This is a genomic window from uncultured Aquimarina sp. (genome assembly GCF_947492965.1).
In the GTDB taxonomy this organism is placed as follows: domain Bacteria; phylum Bacteroidota; class Bacteroidia; order Flavobacteriales; family Flavobacteriaceae; genus Aquimarina.
Map to the genome: position 1 here is coordinate 228,854 of NZ_CANLOZ010000003.1, position 21,164 is coordinate 250,017.

At 34.5% G+C, this 21,164-nt stretch carries 17 protein-coding genes and 1 tRNA gene; 7 read left to right on the plus strand and 11 right to left on the minus strand.

The features are described 5' to 3' along the window. Window positions 1-104: 104 nt before the first annotated feature. Both Q1B37_RS09080 and Q1B37_RS09085 read right to left on the minus strand, forming a co-directional pair. The gene (locus Q1B37_RS09080; protein ID WP_299898094.1) at window positions 105-977 is read right to left on the minus strand and encodes a transposase; all 873 of its coding nucleotides are present in this window, start codon (window positions 975-977) and stop codon (window positions 105-107) included. 265 nt (window positions 978-1,242) lie between these two features. After that, window positions 1,243-1,632: a transposase gene (locus Q1B37_RS09085; RefSeq protein ID WP_299898096.1), complete on the minus strand. Its 390-nt coding sequence runs from the start codon at window positions 1,630-1,632 to the stop codon at window positions 1,243-1,245. A gap of 375 nt (window positions 1,633-2,007) precedes the next feature. Here Q1B37_RS09085 and Q1B37_RS09090 point away from each other — a divergent pair, with 375 nt between their 5' ends. Then, entirely contained in the window at window positions 2,008-3,612 is a 1,605-nt protein-coding gene (locus Q1B37_RS09090; RefSeq protein ID WP_299605453.1) for a phosphatase, read from the plus strand. Window positions 3,613-3,800: 188 nt separating this feature from the next. Further along, window positions 3,801-5,522 carry a cytochrome c peroxidase gene (locus tag Q1B37_RS09095; RefSeq protein ID WP_299898098.1) on the plus strand — a complete coding sequence of 574 codons (1,722 nt, stop codon included), beginning with the start codon at window positions 3,801-3,803 and terminating at the stop codon, window positions 5,520-5,522. A 71-nt stretch (window positions 5,523-5,593) separates the two neighbouring features. On the opposite strand, the gene Q1B37_RS09100 is transcribed toward Q1B37_RS09095, so the two are convergent. Further along, window positions 5,594-5,675, minus strand: a tRNA-Leu gene (locus Q1B37_RS09100). A 153-nt stretch (window positions 5,676-5,828) separates the two neighbouring features. Here Q1B37_RS09100 and Q1B37_RS09105 point away from each other — a divergent pair. From Q1B37_RS09105 to Q1B37_RS09120, 4 genes are all read left to right on the plus strand, one after another. Continuing rightward, a complete protein-coding gene (locus tag Q1B37_RS09105) occupies window positions 5,829-7,217 on the plus strand; it encodes a dipeptidase (protein WP_299898100.1) in 1,389 nt (462 codons plus the stop codon). Window positions 7,218-7,344: 127 nt separating this feature from the next. After that, window positions 7,345-7,716 carry a BlaI/MecI/CopY family transcriptional regulator gene (locus Q1B37_RS09110; RefSeq protein ID WP_299605460.1) on the plus strand — a complete coding sequence of 124 codons (372 nt, stop codon included), beginning with the start codon at window positions 7,345-7,347 and terminating at the stop codon, window positions 7,714-7,716. Continuing rightward, the gene (locus Q1B37_RS09115) at window positions 7,713-10,127 is read left to right on the plus strand and encodes a M56 family metallopeptidase (protein ID WP_299898103.1); all 2,415 of its coding nucleotides are present in this window, start codon (window positions 7,713-7,715) and stop codon (window positions 10,125-10,127) included. The genes Q1B37_RS09110 and Q1B37_RS09115 overlap by 4 nt, the downstream gene beginning before the upstream one ends. Window positions 10,128-10,253: 126 nt before the next feature. Then, window positions 10,254-11,354: a DUF4407 domain-containing protein gene (locus Q1B37_RS09120; protein WP_299898105.1), complete on the plus strand. Its 1,101-nt coding sequence runs from the start codon at window positions 10,254-10,256 to the stop codon at window positions 11,352-11,354. Window positions 11,355-11,539: 185 nt separating this feature from the next. Here the strand turns inward: Q1B37_RS09120 and Q1B37_RS09125 are convergent, their stop codons facing one another. The 7 genes from Q1B37_RS09125 to Q1B37_RS09155 form a co-directional block, all read right to left on the minus strand. Further along, window positions 11,540-11,830: a hypothetical protein gene (locus Q1B37_RS09125; protein WP_299898107.1), complete on the minus strand. Its 291-nt coding sequence runs from the start codon at window positions 11,828-11,830 to the stop codon at window positions 11,540-11,542. A 38-nt stretch (window positions 11,831-11,868) separates the two neighbouring features. Beyond that, window positions 11,869-13,044, minus strand: coding sequence for a T9SS type A sorting domain-containing protein (locus Q1B37_RS09130; protein WP_299898109.1), 1,176 nt, complete (start codon window positions 13,042-13,044; stop codon window positions 11,869-11,871). A gap of 36 nt (window positions 13,045-13,080) precedes the next feature. Next, window positions 13,081-14,325, minus strand: coding sequence for an FAD-dependent oxidoreductase (locus tag Q1B37_RS09135; RefSeq protein WP_299898110.1), 1,245 nt, complete (start codon window positions 14,323-14,325; stop codon window positions 13,081-13,083). 49 nt (window positions 14,326-14,374) lie between these two features. Continuing rightward, entirely contained in the window at window positions 14,375-14,737 is a 363-nt protein-coding gene (locus Q1B37_RS09140; RefSeq protein WP_299898112.1) for a four helix bundle protein, read from the minus strand. Window positions 14,738-14,825: 88 nt separating this feature from the next. Next, window positions 14,826-15,836: a 4-hydroxyproline epimerase gene (locus tag Q1B37_RS09145; RefSeq protein WP_299898114.1), complete on the minus strand. Its 1,011-nt coding sequence runs from the start codon at window positions 15,834-15,836 to the stop codon at window positions 14,826-14,828. A gap of 2 nt (window positions 15,837-15,838) precedes the next feature. Beyond that, a complete protein-coding gene (locus tag Q1B37_RS09150; protein ID WP_299898115.1) occupies window positions 15,839-17,422 on the minus strand; it encodes an aldehyde dehydrogenase (NADP(+)) in 1,584 nt (527 codons plus the stop codon). Window positions 17,423-17,478: 56 nt separating this feature from the next. Continuing rightward, on the minus strand, window positions 17,479-18,402 hold the full coding sequence (locus Q1B37_RS09155; RefSeq protein WP_299898116.1) for a dihydrodipicolinate synthase family protein: 924 nt from the start codon (window positions 18,400-18,402) through the stop codon (window positions 17,479-17,481). A 136-nt stretch (window positions 18,403-18,538) separates the two neighbouring features. On the opposite strand from Q1B37_RS09155, the gene Q1B37_RS09160 reads away from it, so the two are divergent. Beyond that, entirely contained in the window at window positions 18,539-19,402 is an 864-nt protein-coding gene (locus Q1B37_RS09160; RefSeq protein WP_299898117.1) for an AraC family transcriptional regulator, read from the plus strand. On the opposite strand, the gene Q1B37_RS09165 is transcribed toward Q1B37_RS09160, so the two are convergent. Continuing rightward, a complete protein-coding gene (locus tag Q1B37_RS09165) occupies window positions 19,376-21,145 on the minus strand; it encodes a DNA mismatch repair protein MutS (protein ID WP_299898119.1) in 1,770 nt (589 codons plus the stop codon). The genes Q1B37_RS09160 and Q1B37_RS09165 overlap by 27 nt on opposite strands. Between the last annotated feature and the right edge of the window lie 19 nt (window positions 21,146-21,164).

Sequence of the window (21,164 nt, forward strand, 5' to 3'; positions counted from 1 at the left end):
GTAGTCTTGGATTTTTGATTTTAAGCTCTCAGGTGTAGTTTTTTCTGTTTTGGGTAGTATTCAGACATAGGTATCCCGTGATTTTCATTTTTAAATTAAAAGAATTAGGCTGCTAGCTGCTGAGCTAGATACATTCGTCTTCCGATCTCTAGGGCATTTGCGGTGTGTATGCCAAAGAAAATCCAAAGTATTTCTGTGGCTTTGGTTTTGGCTTTGGCTTTGATTTTTTTGAGATGATAGTACTCCTTTTCTTTACCAAAGCTACCCTCTAATCGAGTCGCTCTTTCTTTTGTAATAAGTACTTTTAGCTTTTTTTCTGCTTTATAATTTTTTGGGAGTTTTCCTTTCCTTTTAAAGTCGGTTTTAATGTTATGATGGGTAACATATTTCCTGTTCTTGTTGGTAGCATAAAAAGCGTCGGCTCCTAAAACCCTGGTTTTTCTATGGGTGAGGCTTTGGGCTTTATAGATGGTTGATTGCAATCTTGTGCCTTCATTAAAGGCATTAAAGCTAATGTGCTCAATAAAACTAATACCATCTATCTGTAGTTTGTTGACCTTGGCGCCAAATTCAACGGACTTGATTTCTTTACCACGTACAATTGGGCGCACGTAGTCTTTGGATATACTTACCATACGGTCTTTTATTTTTGCTCCTGTCTTAAAATATGCTTTTTGTTGTGTGTAGATTTTTTTGATAGTGGCTACCCTACGATAGTAAGCAACATTAAAAGTGATCGGGTGAGATTCGCGTAGGGATTGCTCAAAGTTGATAAACTTTTTTAAAAGCCCTAGTAATCCACGAGTTAGTGGAATACGTTTCTTTTGAGTCTTCATACGCATAAAAGTGGCATCAGGATCCGTCTTGCTCATACTACCACGATCTTTTAACAGAGCTTCTTGTCTATTATATTTGTCAATATTAGAAGGCCAGTGCTTTTTGCCATAGCTAAGTTTTTGTTTTACTTTTTTATCCACTTCTTTACCTTCTAATGCTTGGTTGATTTGAGCAATGGTTTGGGATACCTGTTCTGGGTCAATGGCTTCAAAATTTGGAGTATTAGGTGCTTGTTCTTCAGTAGCATAGACCTTTTCTACATAAGCCCATAATTCCTTGAGTTGCTTGGTTATCTTACCTCTATTGGTGTTGATGCTTTTTGCCTAAACAAAAGTATAACGATTGGCATTGGCTTCGATTTTTGTACCATCAACATATAAATCTTTCAACGACAAATATCCTTGCTTACAGTAAAATAACTACTTGATTGAAAATCTTTTTTAAATGACCTTTTAAGCGTTTACCTCTAAAATCATTGATTGTATTATGATCAGGAGTATTTCCACCACTGAGCCACATAAAATGAACATTCTCTTGTAAAGCTTGTTCTATCTTACGAGAAGAGTAAAGATTACGTAAATAAGCATAGATAATAACCTTCAGCAGCATACGAGGATGATAGCTCGAAGTACCACCTCCCTTATAGGTTTTGGTGAGTTTATCGATATTCAAATGATCGACAATAGTACTTACTATACGGACAGGATGATTTTGGAGAACCAGATCATCATAACTGGGAGGTAAAAGACGTAATTGATCTTGATCATACCTCTTGAAAACAACGTGGCGACTCATACCTAAAGATAAAAAGTCTAAAGCTTTTAGCAAAAAAAAAGAGACTGCCTTTTCAGACAGCCTCTTTTCTTTGTTGTATAGTCGGGTAGAGATTTATCGAAATTTTTTAATGGAGGATGGGAAGTTTCATATTTGCGTGCAGTTCTCATAATAAATTGTTGTAGTATAAACTTATGTAGTTCAACAAAAATCTCGCTTATTTAGATCGGATCTTATTAATAACATTCTCTTTAAAAAGGTAACATTTTTTTTAATTTTTCTTCAAGTATAGAACACGTTCAGTTAACGGGTTTACAAAAATCAAGAATTAGTTTTGACCTCAATATAAGTATAGTCAGAATTAAGAATAAACGTAAACTTAAACTAACACAAATTATGAAACTTAGAAAGTTAATATTAGGGATTTTAATGATTTCGGTGGTGAACATCGGATTTTATAGCTGTGAGGATGGTCGTGACGGAATCGACGGAATCGACGGGGTTGATGGTCAAGATGGAGCTGACGGTCAAGATGGTGTAGATGGTATGGATTTAACACTTGAAGAGTCTGAACCTTTAGAAAGCTCAGTTGTATCTAACGACGTTTTTGAGCTTAAAGGTAGTTTCGCTTCTTCTGCCGATTTAGAAATGATATTAACATCAGCAGATATACTTCCTTCTGATTCTACCTTCGTTTATGGTTCTTTCATGGATGGAGCAGCTCTTTATCCTGCTGGTAATGACATGTACGCATTTATCAATAACCTAGAGTCTGACTTTTCTATCGCTAGAATTATGATGAATTCAGATTTACAACCTTTACAAGGTGATTACATTGTAAATGCTACTGCTACAGCCTTTACTGCACAATGTTCAGGTTCTTCTATCACTACAGAGGAGCATGGTTTTGGACCGCTTTACCTTTCAGGTGGTGAGTGGGGTGGAAATGCAAAAGGTGTTTACCGAGTGAATCCATTCCGTTCTACAGATGATAGAGTAGAGGCTGATAGATTACCTGCACTTGGTGAATGGTCAACAGAAAACGCAGTAGTTATTGGTAAAGATGCATATCCTTCGCAAACAGTAGTTTTTATGGGAGATGATGATAGTAGCAATGATTATCCAGAAGCTCACTTTGCTATGTATGTTGGTGCTAGAGGAGATTTAAATGGAGGAAGCTTATATGTTTTAAGAGGAACAAACCCTACTGAAACAGCTCCTGGTGCTGGTGGTCAACTTTTCGAAATGGGTATGGCAGAAGGTACATCGTATGATGTGGAATGGGTAGAAGTTACCGAGAGAACTTTAAATGAATTAAATCAAGAAGCAATAGACTCTTTAGCTATCGGTTTTCAGAGAATTGAGGATATCGACTGGAGAAGAGGTTCTGCAGATGCTAACAGAGAGGTATATTTTAATGCTACTGGAAGATACAGAAGTGACAATCCTGATTTAGCGAACAGAGGTACAACTTTTGGACGTGTATATAAATTAGTAATGAATCCAGACGATCCTACTGGACCTGCTACTTTAGAAGTAGTTATGGATGGAGACCTTGAGGGTGGTAAAGCTGATGGTATGCATTCTCCTGATAACATATTAGTGACTGAAAATTATGCTTACATTCAAGAAGATCCTAATGGTTACGCAGATTTGAACGCTGACATTACAGGTTATGCTAAATTATGGCAATTGGATTTGAATACTGGAGCCGTAACCGAAGTAATGGAATGTAATCAAGTTGCAGCAGCCGGAATGGGTATTGGAAATACAGATAGCTATTGGGAAATAACTGGTTTAATTGATGTTACCGATATTATAGGTGCTACAGAGTCTACTTTCATTGGTGGGGCACAAGTACATGGATGGAATTACAGTAGTCAACCTGAATCAGCTGTACGTGCTGATGGTGCTAAATTCTACGATCCTACTGCAATCGATGAGTCTTCTGCTAGACTTGAAGGTTCATTCTTGTTTAAGATCACTGGATTACCAAGATAGATATTAAGATAACAAACTTAAATAAAAAGTTCCCTAAGTATTAGGGAGCTTTTTGTGTATTTAAAATTATTTCTTCCGCTATGAAAAATATGTATTGTTTTTTTACAACGTTTGTCTTACTTCTTACCATTTCTTGTAAAAAAGAAGAAAAGCTATTGGCAGTATCAACTTCATCAAAAGCTGAATCGATGTTCAACGACGTTATTAGAAATCACTATTTTAAAACTTTAGATAGTGCTGCTTTTTATATTAAGAAGATAGATACGTTGAAGACATTAGAAGAAAATAAAAATAGTTTTCTAGAAAGCAGAAAATGGTACAAACGTGCAGAGCCTATGCTCATAGCTTATGACTATGAGAATTACCTTTCAATGAATGCTCCGAATTTGCTGAAAATCGAAATGGAGGATTATCAAGATATTAAAAAATCAAAGCCCAAAAGTTACCAGGTTCTAGAAGAATTATTATATGCTGAAGAAAACCCTGAAAATAAAGAGATATTTAGGGTTGCACAGTATCTACAGGTTCGTATCCCTTACATTAGGAAGAATCATATCATTATAAAGCAACGTGATAGGCATCATTTAAAAATGTTGCGTGATGGCATCGTGAATATTGCTACAAAAGGTATCACAGGTTTTGATTCACCCATGTTGGCAAATTCTCTAAATGAAGCCATTTATAATTATGAGACTATTAATGAAGTTCTTGGTATGTATAAAGAAGCTTTCGCTTCAAAGGAGTTATATCAATCTTGGGTAAAAGAAATAGATAATACGATTTCAGAATTAAAATCAGGAAACTTTGATACGTTTGATCGGTATACATTTATCAAAAACCATACGAACAAACAGTTAGAGCTTATTAATTTGACATCAAAAGATTGGAAGGTAACTTTAAACACTTCTCGCGCTCTCAATCCATCATCGACCAATCTTTTTGATAAAGACTTTTTTAACATGGCGCAATTCTCAACGCCACGCTCACCAGAAATTACTGATGAGCGAGTTGCTTTAGGAAAAATGCTCTTTAATGATGAATCCTTATCGGGTACAGGGACCATTAGTTGCGCTACATGTCATCATAAAGACAAAGCCTTTACAGACGGACTTAAAAAAGCAAAAGGAATTGATAATATTGAATTACTCCGTAATACACCGACATTATCTTACGCAGTTTTTCAACGTACGTTCTTTTACGACGGTAGAGCTGCTAGTTTAGAAGATCAAATTGTAAAGGTAGTTAATGATCAAAATGAATTTCATTTAGATCTAAACACGATAGAGCGACGTATTCGGTCAAATCCGACTTATGTACAGCAATTCGATTCTTTATATGATGGAAATATCTCAAATCGTAATGCACGTCATGCCATAGCTACGTATATTAGAAGTTTATCTCCTTTTGATTCGAAGTTTGACAGAAACATGCAAGGTCTTGAAAATACGCTTACTAATGTAGAAATTACAGGTTTCAATTTATTTATGGGTAAAGCTGCTTGTGCAACTTGTCATTTTCCACCAACATTTAATGGTACGGTTCCTCCTAAATACTTGGAAACTGAATTTGAAAATCTTGGAGTTCCTAAAAATGCAAGTTTTGAACACCCAATATTAGATGAAGATCCAGGTCAATATTATCCGTATGAGGTAGAAGAAAAACGAAACTTCTTTAAGACATCGACTGTTCGAAATGCAGAATTAACCGCACCTTATATGCACAATGGAGTATATGACAGTTTGGAGGAAGTTATTAAATTTTATAACGTAGGGGGAGGACAAGGAATGGGACTGAATGTGCCTTATCAAACACTACCAGCTGATTCATTAAACTTAACTGATAATGAATCTAAAGCTTTAATCGCATTTATAAAAACATTGAACGATAAACAGTTTGAGAAAGGAGAGTAAACTTTTGTAATACTCAAGGAATTTATAAAACAAAAAAGCTGAATCATTTGATTCAGCTTTTTCTTTTATTGTGCGGGCGGAGAGACTCGAACTCTCACACCTCGCGGCACTAGATCCTAAGTCTAGCGTGTCTACCAATTCCACCACGCCCGCATTTTTACTATTTTGTACCACTTAGGACTTAGTACAAAATGACCCACTATTGTTAGTAAGCGGGTGCAAATATAAACAATACTTTTAAAATAAAAACAACCTTCTTAAAAAATATAAACTTTTATTACATTTAACGAAAATTAACTCATACGAATGCAAAATATTAAATCTTACGTTCAGGAACATAAAGATCGTTTTATCAACGAACTTTTAGAACTACTCAAAATACCGTCGATCAGTGCAGATTCTGCCTATAAAAATGATGTGATTAAAACTGCTGATGAGATTAAAAAGAGCCTCGAGAAAGCAGGGTGTGACATGGTTGAAATTTGTTTAACTCCAGGATATCCAATTGTATATGGTGAAAAAATTATCGATCCAGATTTGCCAACAGTGTTGGTATATGGTCATTATGATGTACAACCACCAGATCCTATAGATCTTTGGGACAGTCCTCCGTTTGAACCTGTTATTAAGGCAACAGCATTACATCCTGAAGGAGCAATCTTTGCAAGAGGAGCTTGTGACGACAAGGGACAGATGTATATGCATGTAAAAGCCTTGGAATTAATGACGAAGACTAACCAGCTTCCTTGTAATGTAAAATTTATGATAGAAGGAGAGGAAGAGGTAGGAAGTAGTAGCTTGAGTTGGTTCGTAGAAAATAATCAAGAGAAGTTAGCAAACGATGTAATACTGATTAGTGATACTGGTATGATTGCAAAAGATGTTCCTTCTATTACTACAGGTTTGCGAGGTTTGAGTTATGTAGAAGTTGAAGTTACTGGTCCTAACAGAGATTTACATAGTGGATTGTATGGAGGTGCAGTAGCAAATCCAATTAATGTTCTGACAAAAATGATCGCCTCACTTCATGATGAAAACAACCATATTACCATTCCAGGATTTTATGATAAAGTAGAAGAGCTTTCTAAAGAAGAGCGCGCAGAAATGGCAAAAGCTCCATTTTCTTTGGAGAATTACCAAAAATCATTAGATATCAAAGCGGTATATGGCGAAGAAGGCTATACTACTAATGAGCGTAATTCTATTAGACCAACTTTAGACGTTAATGGAATTTGGGGAGGCTACACAGGAGAAGGTGCAAAAACTGTGATAGCTAGTAAAGCATTCGCTAAAATATCCATGAGATTAGTTCCTAATCAGGATTGGGAAGAAATCACAGAGTTGTTTGCAAAACATTTTGAAGCAATTGCTCCAGAAGCAGTAACAGTAAAAGTCACTCCGCATCATGGAGGACAAGGATATGTTACCCCAATCGATAGCGTGGGATATCAAGCGGCAAGTAAAGCCTATGAAGATACTTTTGGTAAAACTCCAATCCCACAACGTAGCGGAGGTAGTATTCCAATTGTTTCTTTGTTCGAAAAAGAACTGAAAAGTAAAACTATTCTTATGGGATTTGGACTAGATAGCGATGCGATTCATTCTCCTAATGAACATTTTGGAGTTTGGAATTATTTAAAAGGAATAGAAACTATTCCGTTATTTTATAAATATTTTACCGAATTGTTTAAATAAGTTTTTCTTATAAAACTAATGATATACCGCTCTAAATGAGCGGTTTTTTTATTTTTTAGAATAAGGATATTTGGAAATATAAATTTTTATTCTACATTTGTAGAGTTAATTCTAATAACGTAGAAGAATGCAATTATCAAAAGCCGAAGAACAATTAATGAAGTATCTCTGGAAATTAGAGAAAGCTTTTATGAAAGATTTACTCGATGCCTTTCCAGAACCAAAGCCTGCTACAACTACAGTGGCAACTTTGTTAAAAAGAATGAAAGACAAGGGTTTTGTAGACTACAAATTATATGGTAAATCGAGAGAATATTATCCGTTGGTAAAAAAGACAGATTATTTTTCTAAGCATGTGAATGGCTTAATAAAGAATTTCTTCAATGATTCTGCTTCACAGTTTGCTTCGTTTTTTACTTCCGAAACAAATTTGTCTACTTCCGAGTTAGAGGAGCTTAAAAAAATAGTGGATCAAGAACTTTTAAAGAAACAAAAATGATAGCCTATATTCTTAAATCTTCTTTGTGTTTGATGCTCTTATGGGGTTTCTATAAGTTGTTTTTAGAAAAGGAGAATATTCATTTTTTAAAGAGATTCTATCTTCTTTTTAGTTTAGTGTTTGCTTTTAGCGTACCTCTTATTACACTTACTTATGAGGTAGAAGTTGCTCCGCAACCAGAAATAGTGGTAGATGGGACAGCTCCATTGATGATGAATGTATCTGAACTAAGTGATGTAAAAGAACCACTTGATTATACATCAATTATCATATGGAGTATATACGGTATCGGCGTGTTGATTTTTGGCATTCGTTTCATTAAGAATCTTATCGATATTGGCAAAAAAGTGAGAAGAAATGAACGTTTAAAGGAGACATCTCATGTAAACGTTTTGGTGGGAAACTCCATTGTTCCGCATACGTTTCTTGACTTTATTTTTGTTTCCAAAAAAGAGTTTCAACAAAACGCTATTCCAGAACAAATCCTTCTTCATGAGAAAACACATGTGCTTCAGAAGCATACCTTAGATATACTGTTTGTAGAATTATTGCAAGTAATTTTTTGGTTTAATCCAGTATTTATTTTTATCAAAAAATCAATCAGATTAAATCATGAGTTCTTAGCAGATCAGAATGTATTAAAACAACAATTTTCAATACAGAGTTATTTTGACCTACTCGTTAATTACAAAAACAGCTCTAATCAGGCTGAATTATCGAGTCCTATTAATTATTCATTAACGAAAAAACGATTACAGATGATGACTAAAAATTTTTCCCGCAAGAGGGCAATCTTAAAGATGCTAGCCGTATTACCGTTACTAGCAATTGGTTTACTGTCATTTAATAATGATATTGTAGCTAAGGAAATTATCAAAGAAGTCCCAGAACTGTTAGTTACAGATGATTTTGAATTAACAATTGACGCCAATAACAATCTTTATCATAAAGAAAAGAAAATTAGTATTGATGAAGTGAGAAATTTAGCAAAAGAATATGTAAAAAATAATGCTTCAGAAAAAGATGCGAATGCTAATATAACTTTTCATGAAGAAGCTAATAAGGATTTGTTTATACTTCCATTATTAGATGCGCTTAAAGACCTTAACATGGGTGATATTAAGTTTAAAAATGAAGGTTATGTTGAAGAACCTCAATCTTTTGAACCATCATCAACTAAAAATACTTCTGAGAAAAGAACTATGACCATTTCCAAAAATTGGAAAGAGAAAGACGTTCAGGATGGAGTAACTGAAGAAATGGTAAAAGAATATAATATCTGGGCAAAGGATTTAAATTCCAAGATTAAAGGGAATAAACCAGTTAGCGTAAAGCATAGTGAGATTTATCGTATGATAAATATTTATACAAAGATGAATCCAGATCAACGCAAAAGGTCGGAGCAGTTTCCTGATATACCGCCTCCACCACCAGCGCCAGAAGCTCCGAAAGTAAAGAAAGGTGAGAAAAGTGATGTTCCTCCACCTCCGCCACCACCTGCTCCAGAAGCTCCTTCAAAAGTGAATGGAAATTATGTGGAGGTAATGTTTTCAGAAGATTCTGACTTGACCCAAGAAGAAAAAGAAGCTTATGTCAAAAGAGTGGAAGCTCAGATTGCGAAACAAAAAGCGGAACAAGAAAGAGCATTAGAGGAGATAAAAGCAGAAGAAATGGAAGTGTTAGCTGAATCTCAGCGATTAATTGCAGAAGCAGAAAGAGTAGAGCAGGAAAATCGAAGAGATGCAATTGCTGGAATTGAAGAAGCTGAAGTAAAACGAGCTATCGCAATGGAGCAAATGCAGAAGTTAATAGGAGCTGCAGAACGAGCCAGAGCTGAAGCAGCTGAACAAGCAGAGAAACAAAGAGCAGAGGTATTAGAACAACAACAAAGATTGAGAGAATTGTCGGCAAAAGATATGAGAAAAGCTAAAATAGAAGCTCGAAAGGCTGAGAAGGCAATGCGAAAAGAAGAAACGAAAGCCAGAAAGTTAGCTCTAGAGGCTGAAAGAAAAGCCCAAAAAGAGCAAGTAAAAGCTGAATTTGAAGCCTATAAAGCAGAACTGGATGCGAAAAAAGCAATACGTGAAGCGGAAATGCAAGCTCGAAAAGCAGAACAACAAGCAAGACAAGAAATGCGCAAGGCAGAAATGAATGCTAGAGCACAAATGTTGGCAAGTGAAAGTGCTATGCGCGCTGCAGAAATGAATGCTAGAAAAGCAGAACAACGAGCTAAACGCCAGACTCCTGCTAAATTAATAGAAAACATGGCAAAAAACGACGCGGAATTCTATTATAACGGAAAGAAAATCTCCGCTAAAAAAGCACTCAAATTAGTAGAGGATTCGGGTAATCCGCTATCCATTGATGCTTCTACTAATAACGGTAAATCTAAAGTGATTATCAAAGATTAATTATTTAGATATCATTCATCAATACATAAAAACGCATTAAAACCTCACTTTGGTGGGGTTTTTGTGCAACATTTGATTAGTAATCAGCGTTATAAGTCTATTGTCAATCAAAATTACCCTTAGATTATGTTAAAACGATTTTTTATTCTGTGCTCTGGCACAGATGCCGATATTTTGGCTAATTGCTCCAACGGAGAACAAAATAAGTATGCCGGTATTGGCGCAACCGTATTTTTTACAGCATTAATGGCTTTTTTAGCCGCTAGTTATGCGTTATACACAGTTTTTGATAATTATTTTACAGCAGTGTTTTTCGGAATTGTCTGGGGGCTGTTAATTTTTAATCTGGATAGGTTTATCGTTTCTACCATAAAGAAAAAGGATAGTTTTTTGGATGAGCTTTTGCAGGCTTCTCCTAGAATTATCTTGGCAGTCATCATAGCAGTAGTGATATCTAAACCTCTAGAATTAAAGATTTTTGAAAAGGAAATAGATCAAGTGCTTTTAGAGCAAAAAAATGATCTTACGTTGGCAAATCAGGAACAGATAGCTACGCAATATACGCCTGTTGTAGAAGGGATTGATACTGAAATTGAAGCACTAAAAAAAGAAGTGACTACCAAAGAAGCGGAAGTCAATGAATTGTATGAAACATATATTGCCGAAGCAGAAGGGCGAAAGGGAACAGAGCTCGTGGGTAAAGGTCCTGTTTACAAAGAAAAAAGAGAAAAGCATGATGCGCAATTAGCAGAATTAGTGGAGTTAAAGAAAACGAATGCTGAAAAAATTGTAAATTTGGAAGTACAGAAAGGTGAACTTGCACAAGCATATGAAAAACAGGTAGAAGATTCTCAGCCAATTATTGATAATTTTGATGGATTAATGGCGAGGGTAAATGCATTGGGCGAATTACCTTGGTTACCTTCTTTCTTTATCTTTTTGTTGTTTTTAGCGATCGAAACTTCTCCGATTTTCGCAAAATTACTATCTCCCAAAGGGGAATATGATTTTAAAATAGAAGATTTAGAAGGTGAGGTCAAAACATGGACTGCGCAGAAAGCAGATCAACGTAAAGCCTTGCTAGAAACGGATCATGTGGTAAATGATAGAGTTTACAATGATATTGCTGAAGAAGATGAGTTGTATCAGTACAAAAAGAAAATCGCTAGAGAATTAATGCAAAAACAACAAGACGCCTTTTATAAAAGACAAACAGATATTCTGTAAAGGTGTATTTTGTGTATAGCAATTTGTGTATAACCGCCAATTTTTAATTTTGGCTACATATTGTTGTGGTTCATTTTTTAATAATTTCCTCCTCCAGAATCAATAATTACCCCATGTTTGGAAAATTTGATACTTAAATATTCCATTGGAAAACCTTCAGGAGGTTATAAAGTAAATCAAAATCTTTATTGATATAAAAATCTATTATGACTGATTTTTATTTCTTCAAGCTCTCTTTTAGTTGGATTATATAGCTCTTTTAGTTTTTCCTTTGCTTTGCTATCAAAATTTGAAATTTGGTTCAAAATTAGATGTATATATTTATGGAGATTTTTGGCTTGATTTTCATCAGTGGAATTAATTCCTATAGTTATTGAATACTCTTCAACCTTAAATTCCTTTAAGCTACTGTAACAATTCAGATTGCTTAAAAGCTCCATTTTTCCTATTTCATCTATTTCGTAGAAATTATTCATAAATTTTATCATTAATCGCCACTAAAAAATATACCTAATTACTCCGTTTTCAATATTTTATAGGAACTATTTTTAATAGTTAAAAAATAGATGCCAGAGGCTAAGCTAGTTATATTGATTTTTTGATCAACAGTGTCTATTTCTCCGGTAGATACTACATTTCCTGATACAGAATACAACCTGTACGGTACAGGTTCAAAAAAAATTGTGTTTATGGTAAGATAATTACTGGTTGGATTTGGATAAATGTTCACAGTTAAGTCACCTTCATTAAATTCGTCTACGGAGAGTTGCTCCGCACCGTCAATATCGTATTTAGAAAAGAATTTCCAAATTTCCTCAGACGCGTCTATATCTTTATTGGTAACAGGACCAATTTCAAAAGCACTTCCAGGCCATGTATGACCTCCATTGATTATTTTGAAGTGTTCCATTTGGACTCCGTTATCACCATTAGGATATACATAATATTCTACCGTAGAGTTATCGTTGGGATTAACATCATCAATATTTGTGATCGTAGGCGTAGAATCCGTATTTACAGCATTTACCCAAAAATTAAGTACGTTTTCAACAGATTCAAAACCACCATTTCCGTTGTAGGGAACTGTGGAGTCATTCGTTCCGTGTATTTCCATAATAGGTACTGGGTGTGAAGTTGTACAATTATTCTGTTGGCCCACAGTCATGGTTCCTGTAACAGAAGCGACAGCAGCAATTTTATCACTGAGTTCGCAAGCTAATCTATAGCTCATAAATCCGCCGTTAGACATACCAGTACTGTAAATGCGTTTTTGATTAACACTATAGTTTGATGATATTTCATCAATTAGCGCTGCAGTAAATCCTACATCGTCCACGGTACTAGTTCCCCAGCCTACATTAAAATGAGTATTTCCATTATTATCAACGGTTCCTAACGGATGTACTATTAAAAAACCTTCCCGATTTGCAATAGATCTAAAATCCCCATAGTTCATTTGTTGGGTGTGGTTTGAACCATATCCATGAAAATTAAAAACCAATGGAACCTCTACATTACCTGAATAACTGGCAGGGATATATAAAATATATTCTCTTTGTATTCCATCATGCATTAGCGTATTGGTTAATGTTTGCTGAGCATTTAATGAAAATGAAAAGAAGTTAGATATTAAAACAATTAAAGTTGTTTTTTGGACAAGCGAAAGTAGGTTGTAATTAGATACAGTCATGAGATTTGAGTTTGTGTAAAGTGATCCTAAAGATACTCAAAACCTTCGATCTGGATGATACACTTCTATCTCTAATGATGTTTTTTTATCAGAAATAATTTCTGAAACGAGTTTTCCCGTAGATGTTCCCATACTCCAACCAAGCATTGCGTGTCCTGTAGCTATAGTTAGGTTTTTACATTTTCCAGATTTTCCAATGTAAGGAATTCCATCTGGTGTTACAGGTCTTAAGCCACAAGCAGCATCATTCTTTTCGGAGTTGGATATAGTGATGTCTGGATAATAGTTGTGAGCTGCTTTGGCAATAGCATCTACTCTAACTGTATTAATATGATGATTAATTCCGGCAATTTCCATAGTTCCAGCAAATCGGGTAAAACCATTCATTGGAGTTACTGCTACTTTTGCTTCCGCTAATATAGCGGGCATAGTAATACCAAGGTCTCTAGTACAGTTAATTCGATACCCTTTGCCTGCTTCTAACAGAAGTTTGATGCCTAGTTTTTTACAAAGTAATTTTGACCAGGATCCTGCGGCTACTACAAATTCATCTGCTGTATAGGTGCTGGAATCACTCGTTATTGAAATTATTTTTTCTCCTTCATTTTGTACACTTCGTATCTTTTCATTTTTAAGAATAGTAACACCATTTTTATTTAGATAAGCTTTCATTTCTTCCATAAAAGTAGTTGGAGTAGTATGAGCATCACACTCAAATAAAACAGCACCTTTAGCGTCAATTTGTACATTTGGTTCTATTTGCTGTAATTCTTTTAAGGATAATTCTCTTGCTGCAAGTCCTTCTTTTTTTGCTAAATCCACGACCTTTAATTCCTCGTCTAGCATTTTGTGAGTTTGACAAATCATTAAAAGTCCCTTTTTTTCTAGTTGGAACTTGAAATTCTCTTCTTTTTTTATTTCCGAATATAATTGCTGACCTAGTAGGGTAATATCTTTAATAGGCTGTATACTTCTAGTTACATTTTTGACAGAACAAGAAGTGTTAAATGCCCATGCCCATTGCAAAAAATCTGATTTTAGACGTGGCTTAATAAATAATGGACTTCCTGGGTTAAACATCCATTTTAATCCTTTTTTCATCACTCCGGGAGCTGCTAACGGAATAATATGGCTTGGGCTTAGGTATCCTGCATTTACATAAGAAGCTCCATAGTCCATAGAGGATTGATCAATAATGGTAACCTTATGTCCAGCCTTCTGTAAGTAATAAGCGGATGATAATCCGATAATACCTCCTCCTATAATGATACAATTTTTCAATGTATGAATGGTTTAGTGAAACAATGATCTAATTAATGGTATAAATAATTTAATTAAATGTGGTGTTTTTTCTAGCTTTTGATACTACTTTTAGAATTTCTTCTGCTTCGTTTAAGAGTGGATTAATTAATTTTTCAGATGCTAATCCCGAATCTTTTAAAACTTCTAACCAAAATACGGTTTCATCTGCCTCTTCAGTTGTAATTGAAATTTTAGAATAAAATTCTTTTTTGGATCTAGCAATACACGAAGCTCGATAGTTCGCTGCTGTCGAGGTTGCAATTTTTATAATTTGATAACCAATAACCTTAGTGGCTTCTGATTTATTCAAATTATTATACATCAGAATTATGTCTACAGATAATTTTTTAGTTCGATCCTTAAATTTTTCAATGAATTCTACCTTTTCCATATGTTAGTTTAATCTCTTTTTGATTATTTTCTAAAATCATAAATTACTTTATTATATCATTTTTTCATTGATTTATTAATACATCTTATCAAATTACCTGAAACCCATGCGCATATGGATCATCTTCCTCGTCAATAATAATGGTATTATATCCGTATATTTTCGCCCATCCTTGTATGCTTGGAATAATGGCCTTTTTACCATTTAATGTTGTTTCTTCTTCAATTCTTCCAATAAATTTAGAACCTATATAACTTTCATGGATAAATTCTTCTTCTTTTTTTAGTTTTCCCTTTGCGTATAATTGAGCCATTCTTGCTGAGGTTCCTGTTCCGCAAGGAGAGCGATCAATTGCTTTATCACCATAAAAAACAGCATTTCTACCCGAAGATTTAACATCTAAAGGAGTTCCTGTCCACAATACATGGCTTACATCTCGAATCGTTGGATTTTCTGGATGTATAAATTGATTAGGATATTTCTTATTAATACTCTCTCTTAGTATTTGCGAAAACTGGATCAATTTAGAAGCAGTAAAATCTTGTATACCACTAAAATTCTTTTGCGGATCAATGATGGCATAATAATTACCACCATAGGCGACATCAAAAGTAATTTCTCCTAGCTCTGGACATTGGATCTTGAGGCCTTCGCTAGCTAGATATGATTTTACATTTTTCAACTTTACCCAATCCACCTTATTTGAAGTTTGTTGATAGCTGATTTCTACCAAACCAGCAGGCGCCTCCATTTTTATGATTCCTGGATTTTTTGGTTGTACGAGTCCTTCTTCAATAGCAATGGTAATAGTACCAATAGTTCCATGGCCACACATCGGCAAACAACCTGAGGTTTCGATAAATAAGATGGCAAAATCATTTTCAGGATTATGTGGTTCAAATAAAAAACTACCACTCATCATATCATGACCTCGTGGTTCGAACATTAACCCTTTTCTGATCCAATCATATTCTTTGAGGAAATGTTGTCTTTTTTCACTCATCGAATTCCCTTGCAGATTTGGATGTCCTGTGGTGACTACTCTTACAGGATTTCCGCAGGTATGTGCGTCGATACATTTAAAAACAGTTCTAGACATGATTAGATGGGATCACTGGTTGACGAGCCATTTACTAGACGAGACAAACCTAAAGGGTTTTCATTTTTTAATTCATCTGGTAAAAGATGATTGGGCCAATTTTGATAACTAAATGGTCGAACCCATCTTTTTATCGAGTGAATTCCTACTGCGGTAAATCTACTGTCGGTAGAAGCAGGGTAAGGTCCACCATGAAGCATAGAAGGGCAAACCTCCACACCAGTAGGAACTCCGTTAAAAATAATTCTACCTACTCGGTTTTGCAAGGCATCGACGATAAAGGGATATGAGTTTAATTCATCATTTTCTGCTAAAATAGTTCCTGTTAATTGCCCTTCTAGATTAGAGATTACTGCAGTTAATTCTTCTATATCTTCACATTGTACTACCATAGAAAATGGTCCAAAAACCTCTTGATGTAATGTAGTGTTTTCTAAAAAGGTTTTACCTTCTACTGTAGTTATGGTTTGTCTTGCATGATTAACTGCGACATCATCATGATAATCGGCTGTAGTTATTAGTCCATTCTGTTCTAATGCGCGGTTTTTATTTCTTTCATAATTACTTATGATGTTAGGATGTAGCATACAGGAAGGATCTATTGTTAAGATTTCATCGGATAAGGATTCAATGAATTTATCTAATGAAGATCCTTTAATACCTATTATTAATCCTGGATTTGTACAAAATTGTCCTGTTCCTAGAGTTATGGATTGTGCATAGGTTTTGGCAAGTTCTTTACCTTTAGATTCTGTAGCTTTTGGCAATAAAATAACAGGATTAATACTTCCCATTTCTGCAAAAACAGGAATAGGCTCTGGTCTTTGTGACGCTAAATCAAACAGCGCTCTTCCTCCTATAATACTTCCTGTAAAACCAACGGCTTTAACCTTTGGATGTTCTACGAGTTGTGTGCCGACTTCAATTCCCGAACTATTAAGGTTTGAAAAAACTCCATTTGGCATTCCCGTTTTTTCAACTGCTTTTGCAATTGCACTAGCAACCAATTCTCCAGTTCCTGCATGCATAGGATGTGATTTTACAATAACTGGACATCCTGCTGCAAATGCAGCGGCTGTATCTCCACCAGCTGTAGAATAAGCCAAAGGAAAGTTACTAGCACCAAAAACTACAACAGGTCCTAATGGCACAAGCATTTTTCGGATGTCTTGTTTTGGTATTGGATTTCTATCTGGATCCGCTGTATCGATAGTAGCCTCTACCCAAGATCCATTTAATACCAATTCGGCAAACATTCGTAATTGTCCAATAGTTCTTCCACGTTCCCCTTTTGCTCTTCCTTCTGGCAGGCCTGTTTCAGACATATATGTCTCGATAAGAGCTTGGTCTAATGCCAAAATTTCATCAGCAATAGCATTCAGAAATTCAGCTTTTTTCGCTCCTGAAATCTTTTTAAAGATCTCAAAGGCGTTTGAAGCTAAAGAAACTGCTTTTTCTATTTCTTCTGATGAAGCTTCATGAAAAAGAGGGGTGTTCTCAATATTTAACTTGGGGTTAAAGGTCTTATATGTTTTTGATCCTTCAGATGAAAGTTGATTTCCTATGTAGTTTTTGCCCGTTATCATAAATGATACATTAATGAGTGTAATAATTTTATTGTCTTTTTGTGGTAGCTTTCAAACTAGCTACTTACTAATGATTTGTAATCTGGTAAAACAGGCCTTGTTTTGATCCCATTTTCTATAATTTGCAAAACCATTTTTCGTTCGTCTCCAATTAACGGAAGTCTAGGAGCACGAACATTTTCGGTTCCAATACCTGTAGCAACTTCTGCCAGTTTGATATTCTGTACTAATTTAGGATTTATATCTAATTCTAACAATGGTAAAAACCAGCGATATATTGCTAAGGCTTCTTTGATTCTGCCTACTTTTTGTAGTTCATAAATAGCAACAGTTTCTTTCGGAAAAGCACAGACCAATCCAGCCACCCAACCTTGAGCACCCATAAGTAAACTTTCTAAGGCAAGCGTATCCACACCGCATAGAATCTTTAGTCGATCATTAAACCTATTTTTGATGCGAGTAATATTAGAAATATCTCTTGTTGATTCTTTCACTGCCTGAATGTTATCCATTTCCAAAAGTTCTTCAAACATGTCCAGTGTAACCTCGATTTTGTAATCTACAGGATTGTTATAAATCATAATGGGTAAGTCAGTATTTTTAGCTACTTCTTTGAAGTATACTACCGTTTCTCGATCTCCAGCTTTGTATCGCATTGGAGGTAACATCATTAGTCCATTCGCGCCATCTTCCTTAGCTTTCTTAGCAGCGTTTATAGCACCTTTTGTACTTTGCTCAGCGATATTGATAATCACTGGAACTTTATTATCAACGATGTCTACAGTAGTTTTTACCAAAGTGCTTTTTTCCGAATCAGTAAGTGTACTGGCTTCTCCTAAAGTACCACCTAGTATAATACCATGAACACCAGCGTCTAATTGAGCTTTAATATTAGTCGTAAACATCTGTAAGTCTAAAGTGTCCTGATCAGTAAATTTTGTAGTTACTGCAGGCATCACACCTTCCCATTTTATATTCATTGTTGTTTTTTTATTCAAAGATATTGTCAAATTACAGCTTAGGATATGGTGAAATTATCTAAAACTAATACTATATTATCTTATATTATTGAAATTTACATTAATATGATTAATATTGGAATATATTCATCTGTAAATGAAAGCCCTACCTTTTAAAATACCAAAATCTTCTACAGATACGTTGCTTATTCAGGAAGATAGGGGAATTGTGCTATATGATAAGCTGCATCAGCATGAAGAGATACAAATATCTATTATCATATCAGGGGAAGGTAGCTTAATTGTAGGAGATGCTATTACAGATTATAAGCCAAATGATATTTTGGTTTTTGGTAGTAATGTACCACATGTGCTAAAAAGCGCTTCTTCGGATGAAGAATCGTATATGATTTCGCTTTTTTTTACTAGAGAATCTTTTGGTAAATCTTTTTTTGAACTCCCAGAGTTTGAAGATCTTTCGGATTTTTTTAGAAGTTCGGCATACGGAATTAGAGTACTTTCTAAAAAGCAGAAGCTTAAAAAACAGTTTCTGAGAATTTTAGAAAAAGAAAATCGTTTTGATCGTTTCGTATTGTTTTTAAAGATATTACAGTTATTAAAAACAGCTCATACTCAAACGATATCCTCATTTATTTCTAAAAGGGTGTATACTGATAATGAAGGAAAACGGATGGCAAAAGTTTTTAAAGCTGTGATGGATGAGTTTAGTAAAGACTTTTCCTTGAAAGAAGCAGCGGATCTTGCTAATATGACTCCGAATGCATTTTGTAGATATTTTAAAACCAGAACGAACAAAACGTTCTTTCAATTCTTGATAGAAGTTAGAATTGAAAATGTTTGTAAATTATTATCCAAAGAAAAAGAGATTACGATATCTCAAGCCTCTTACAGCAGTGGATTTAAAAACTTATCCAATTTTAATAGAAAGTTTAAAGAAATAAAGGGTATTACTCCTTCTGCCTATAAAAGAAGACTAAACGATCCCCATTTTGTTCAATAGAAAGGAAGCATTCATATTTTGACAAATCCCATCTTTGAATTTATAATCAAAAAATAACTCATCATTAATAATTTGAGCATCGAAAAATCTGTTTTTTACAGAGTTCAATTCGGAAGCTATCTCACATAAACTTAAATCATGAGTAGCTATGATACCAGTGGCATTTGCTTTTACCAATCGTTCTACAAATTTTCTGGATCCCGCAGCTTTATCTTTACTGTTAGTGCCTTTTAGGATTTCGTCTAAAATGATAAAATATTCGTCTTTGTGTAAGGCATCTACAATTCTTTTAAGTTGCGTTAATTCTGAAAAGAAATAAGAAGCATCATCACTTAACGAATCAGAAGTTCGCATACTTGTGATCAATTTAATTGGTCTATAGGTACAAGATTTTGCGCATATGGGAAGTCCTATATTAGACATCACAATCTGTAGGGCTACAGTTCTTAAAAAAGTACTTTTACCAGCCATATTAGCACCAGTGATAATGAAAAACTCTTCTTTATTAATAGTAATGTCATTATCAACTCGTTTAGAGGTTTTTAGCATTGGATGTCCTAATGCTTTAGCTTCAATGATGTTCCCTTCTTTTGTCAGTTCTGGATATACATAATTAGGATTATTAAAAGCAAAATTACCTAAGGAGTTATAAGCATCAAAAAATGCGATGACTTCAAACCATTGGTCTACTTTATGATGATGAGCAGCTATCCATTTTTCAATTCGATAGCATTGTATGATGTCCCAAAGAAAAAGACCATTTGCAAAAATTCCGAACATCATATTATTTCGTTGGTCAAAGGCATTTAGGATACTAGCAAATTGTTTTAGAATTAATGAAGCTTTTTCTTTTTCATTGATGACATTTTGCTGTTTTATTTGCAATAATTTCGATTCGAATTTACTTTTTTCAATAAGATCAACTAGCTTATAATACTGTTCGAAGGTATCTTTTGCCTTATTAGCATCGTTATACAAATTGTTTATTTTTTTTAGTTGAGATCCTGTGATTCCTAAGCCAATAAAAAACCAAATGAGAAACATTTGAAATGTAATAATCTCTATAAAAAGCAACACCAATAATATAACAGAGATTGTAGAAACAATAGCAGGAAGTACTTTCATTATTTTTGGGACAAAGGGTGTGTATTTTTGTAACCAAGACTGAATTTTGGATATGGATATGGAGACTTCTACTAAGGAGGCAATAGCTGTAAACTCTTGTCGCCAGGAAGCTAATTTAGAGAGGTTTTTAATAGCATCTTGCTTGTCTTTTATTTCTTTTATATTATTACTTTTTAGTAGCTCAGCAAGCATGTTTTTACCAGCTATGGTAGCAGTTCTATTAGTGTATTGAAAGAAAGACCGTTCTCCAAATAGATCAATGTCATGACTATACTCATGGGTAGCATCGATAAATTCTTTTCCTGCAGGAAGTTTGCTATAGTCGTTATTAAAAACGTCTAACTCTAGTTGATTCAGATCGATTAATTTTTGGAGTTTATTTTTGGTATAGGATAGGTTAGTATGACGATTTACCATAACAATAAAAATCACAATACCTACAATAATACTTCCCAGAATGATCTGCGTATTAGGATATCCAAAGTAGATTCCGGCTATAATCCCTAGAAAAACAAGAAGTCTAATGGTACTAGAAATAGCTAATTGTTTTTTTATCTTACTTAAAGAGTTGCTATGACTTTTTATTTGCGAGTCATAAAATTCGTGCGGTTTGTTCATTGTATGTGTAAAAAGAAAA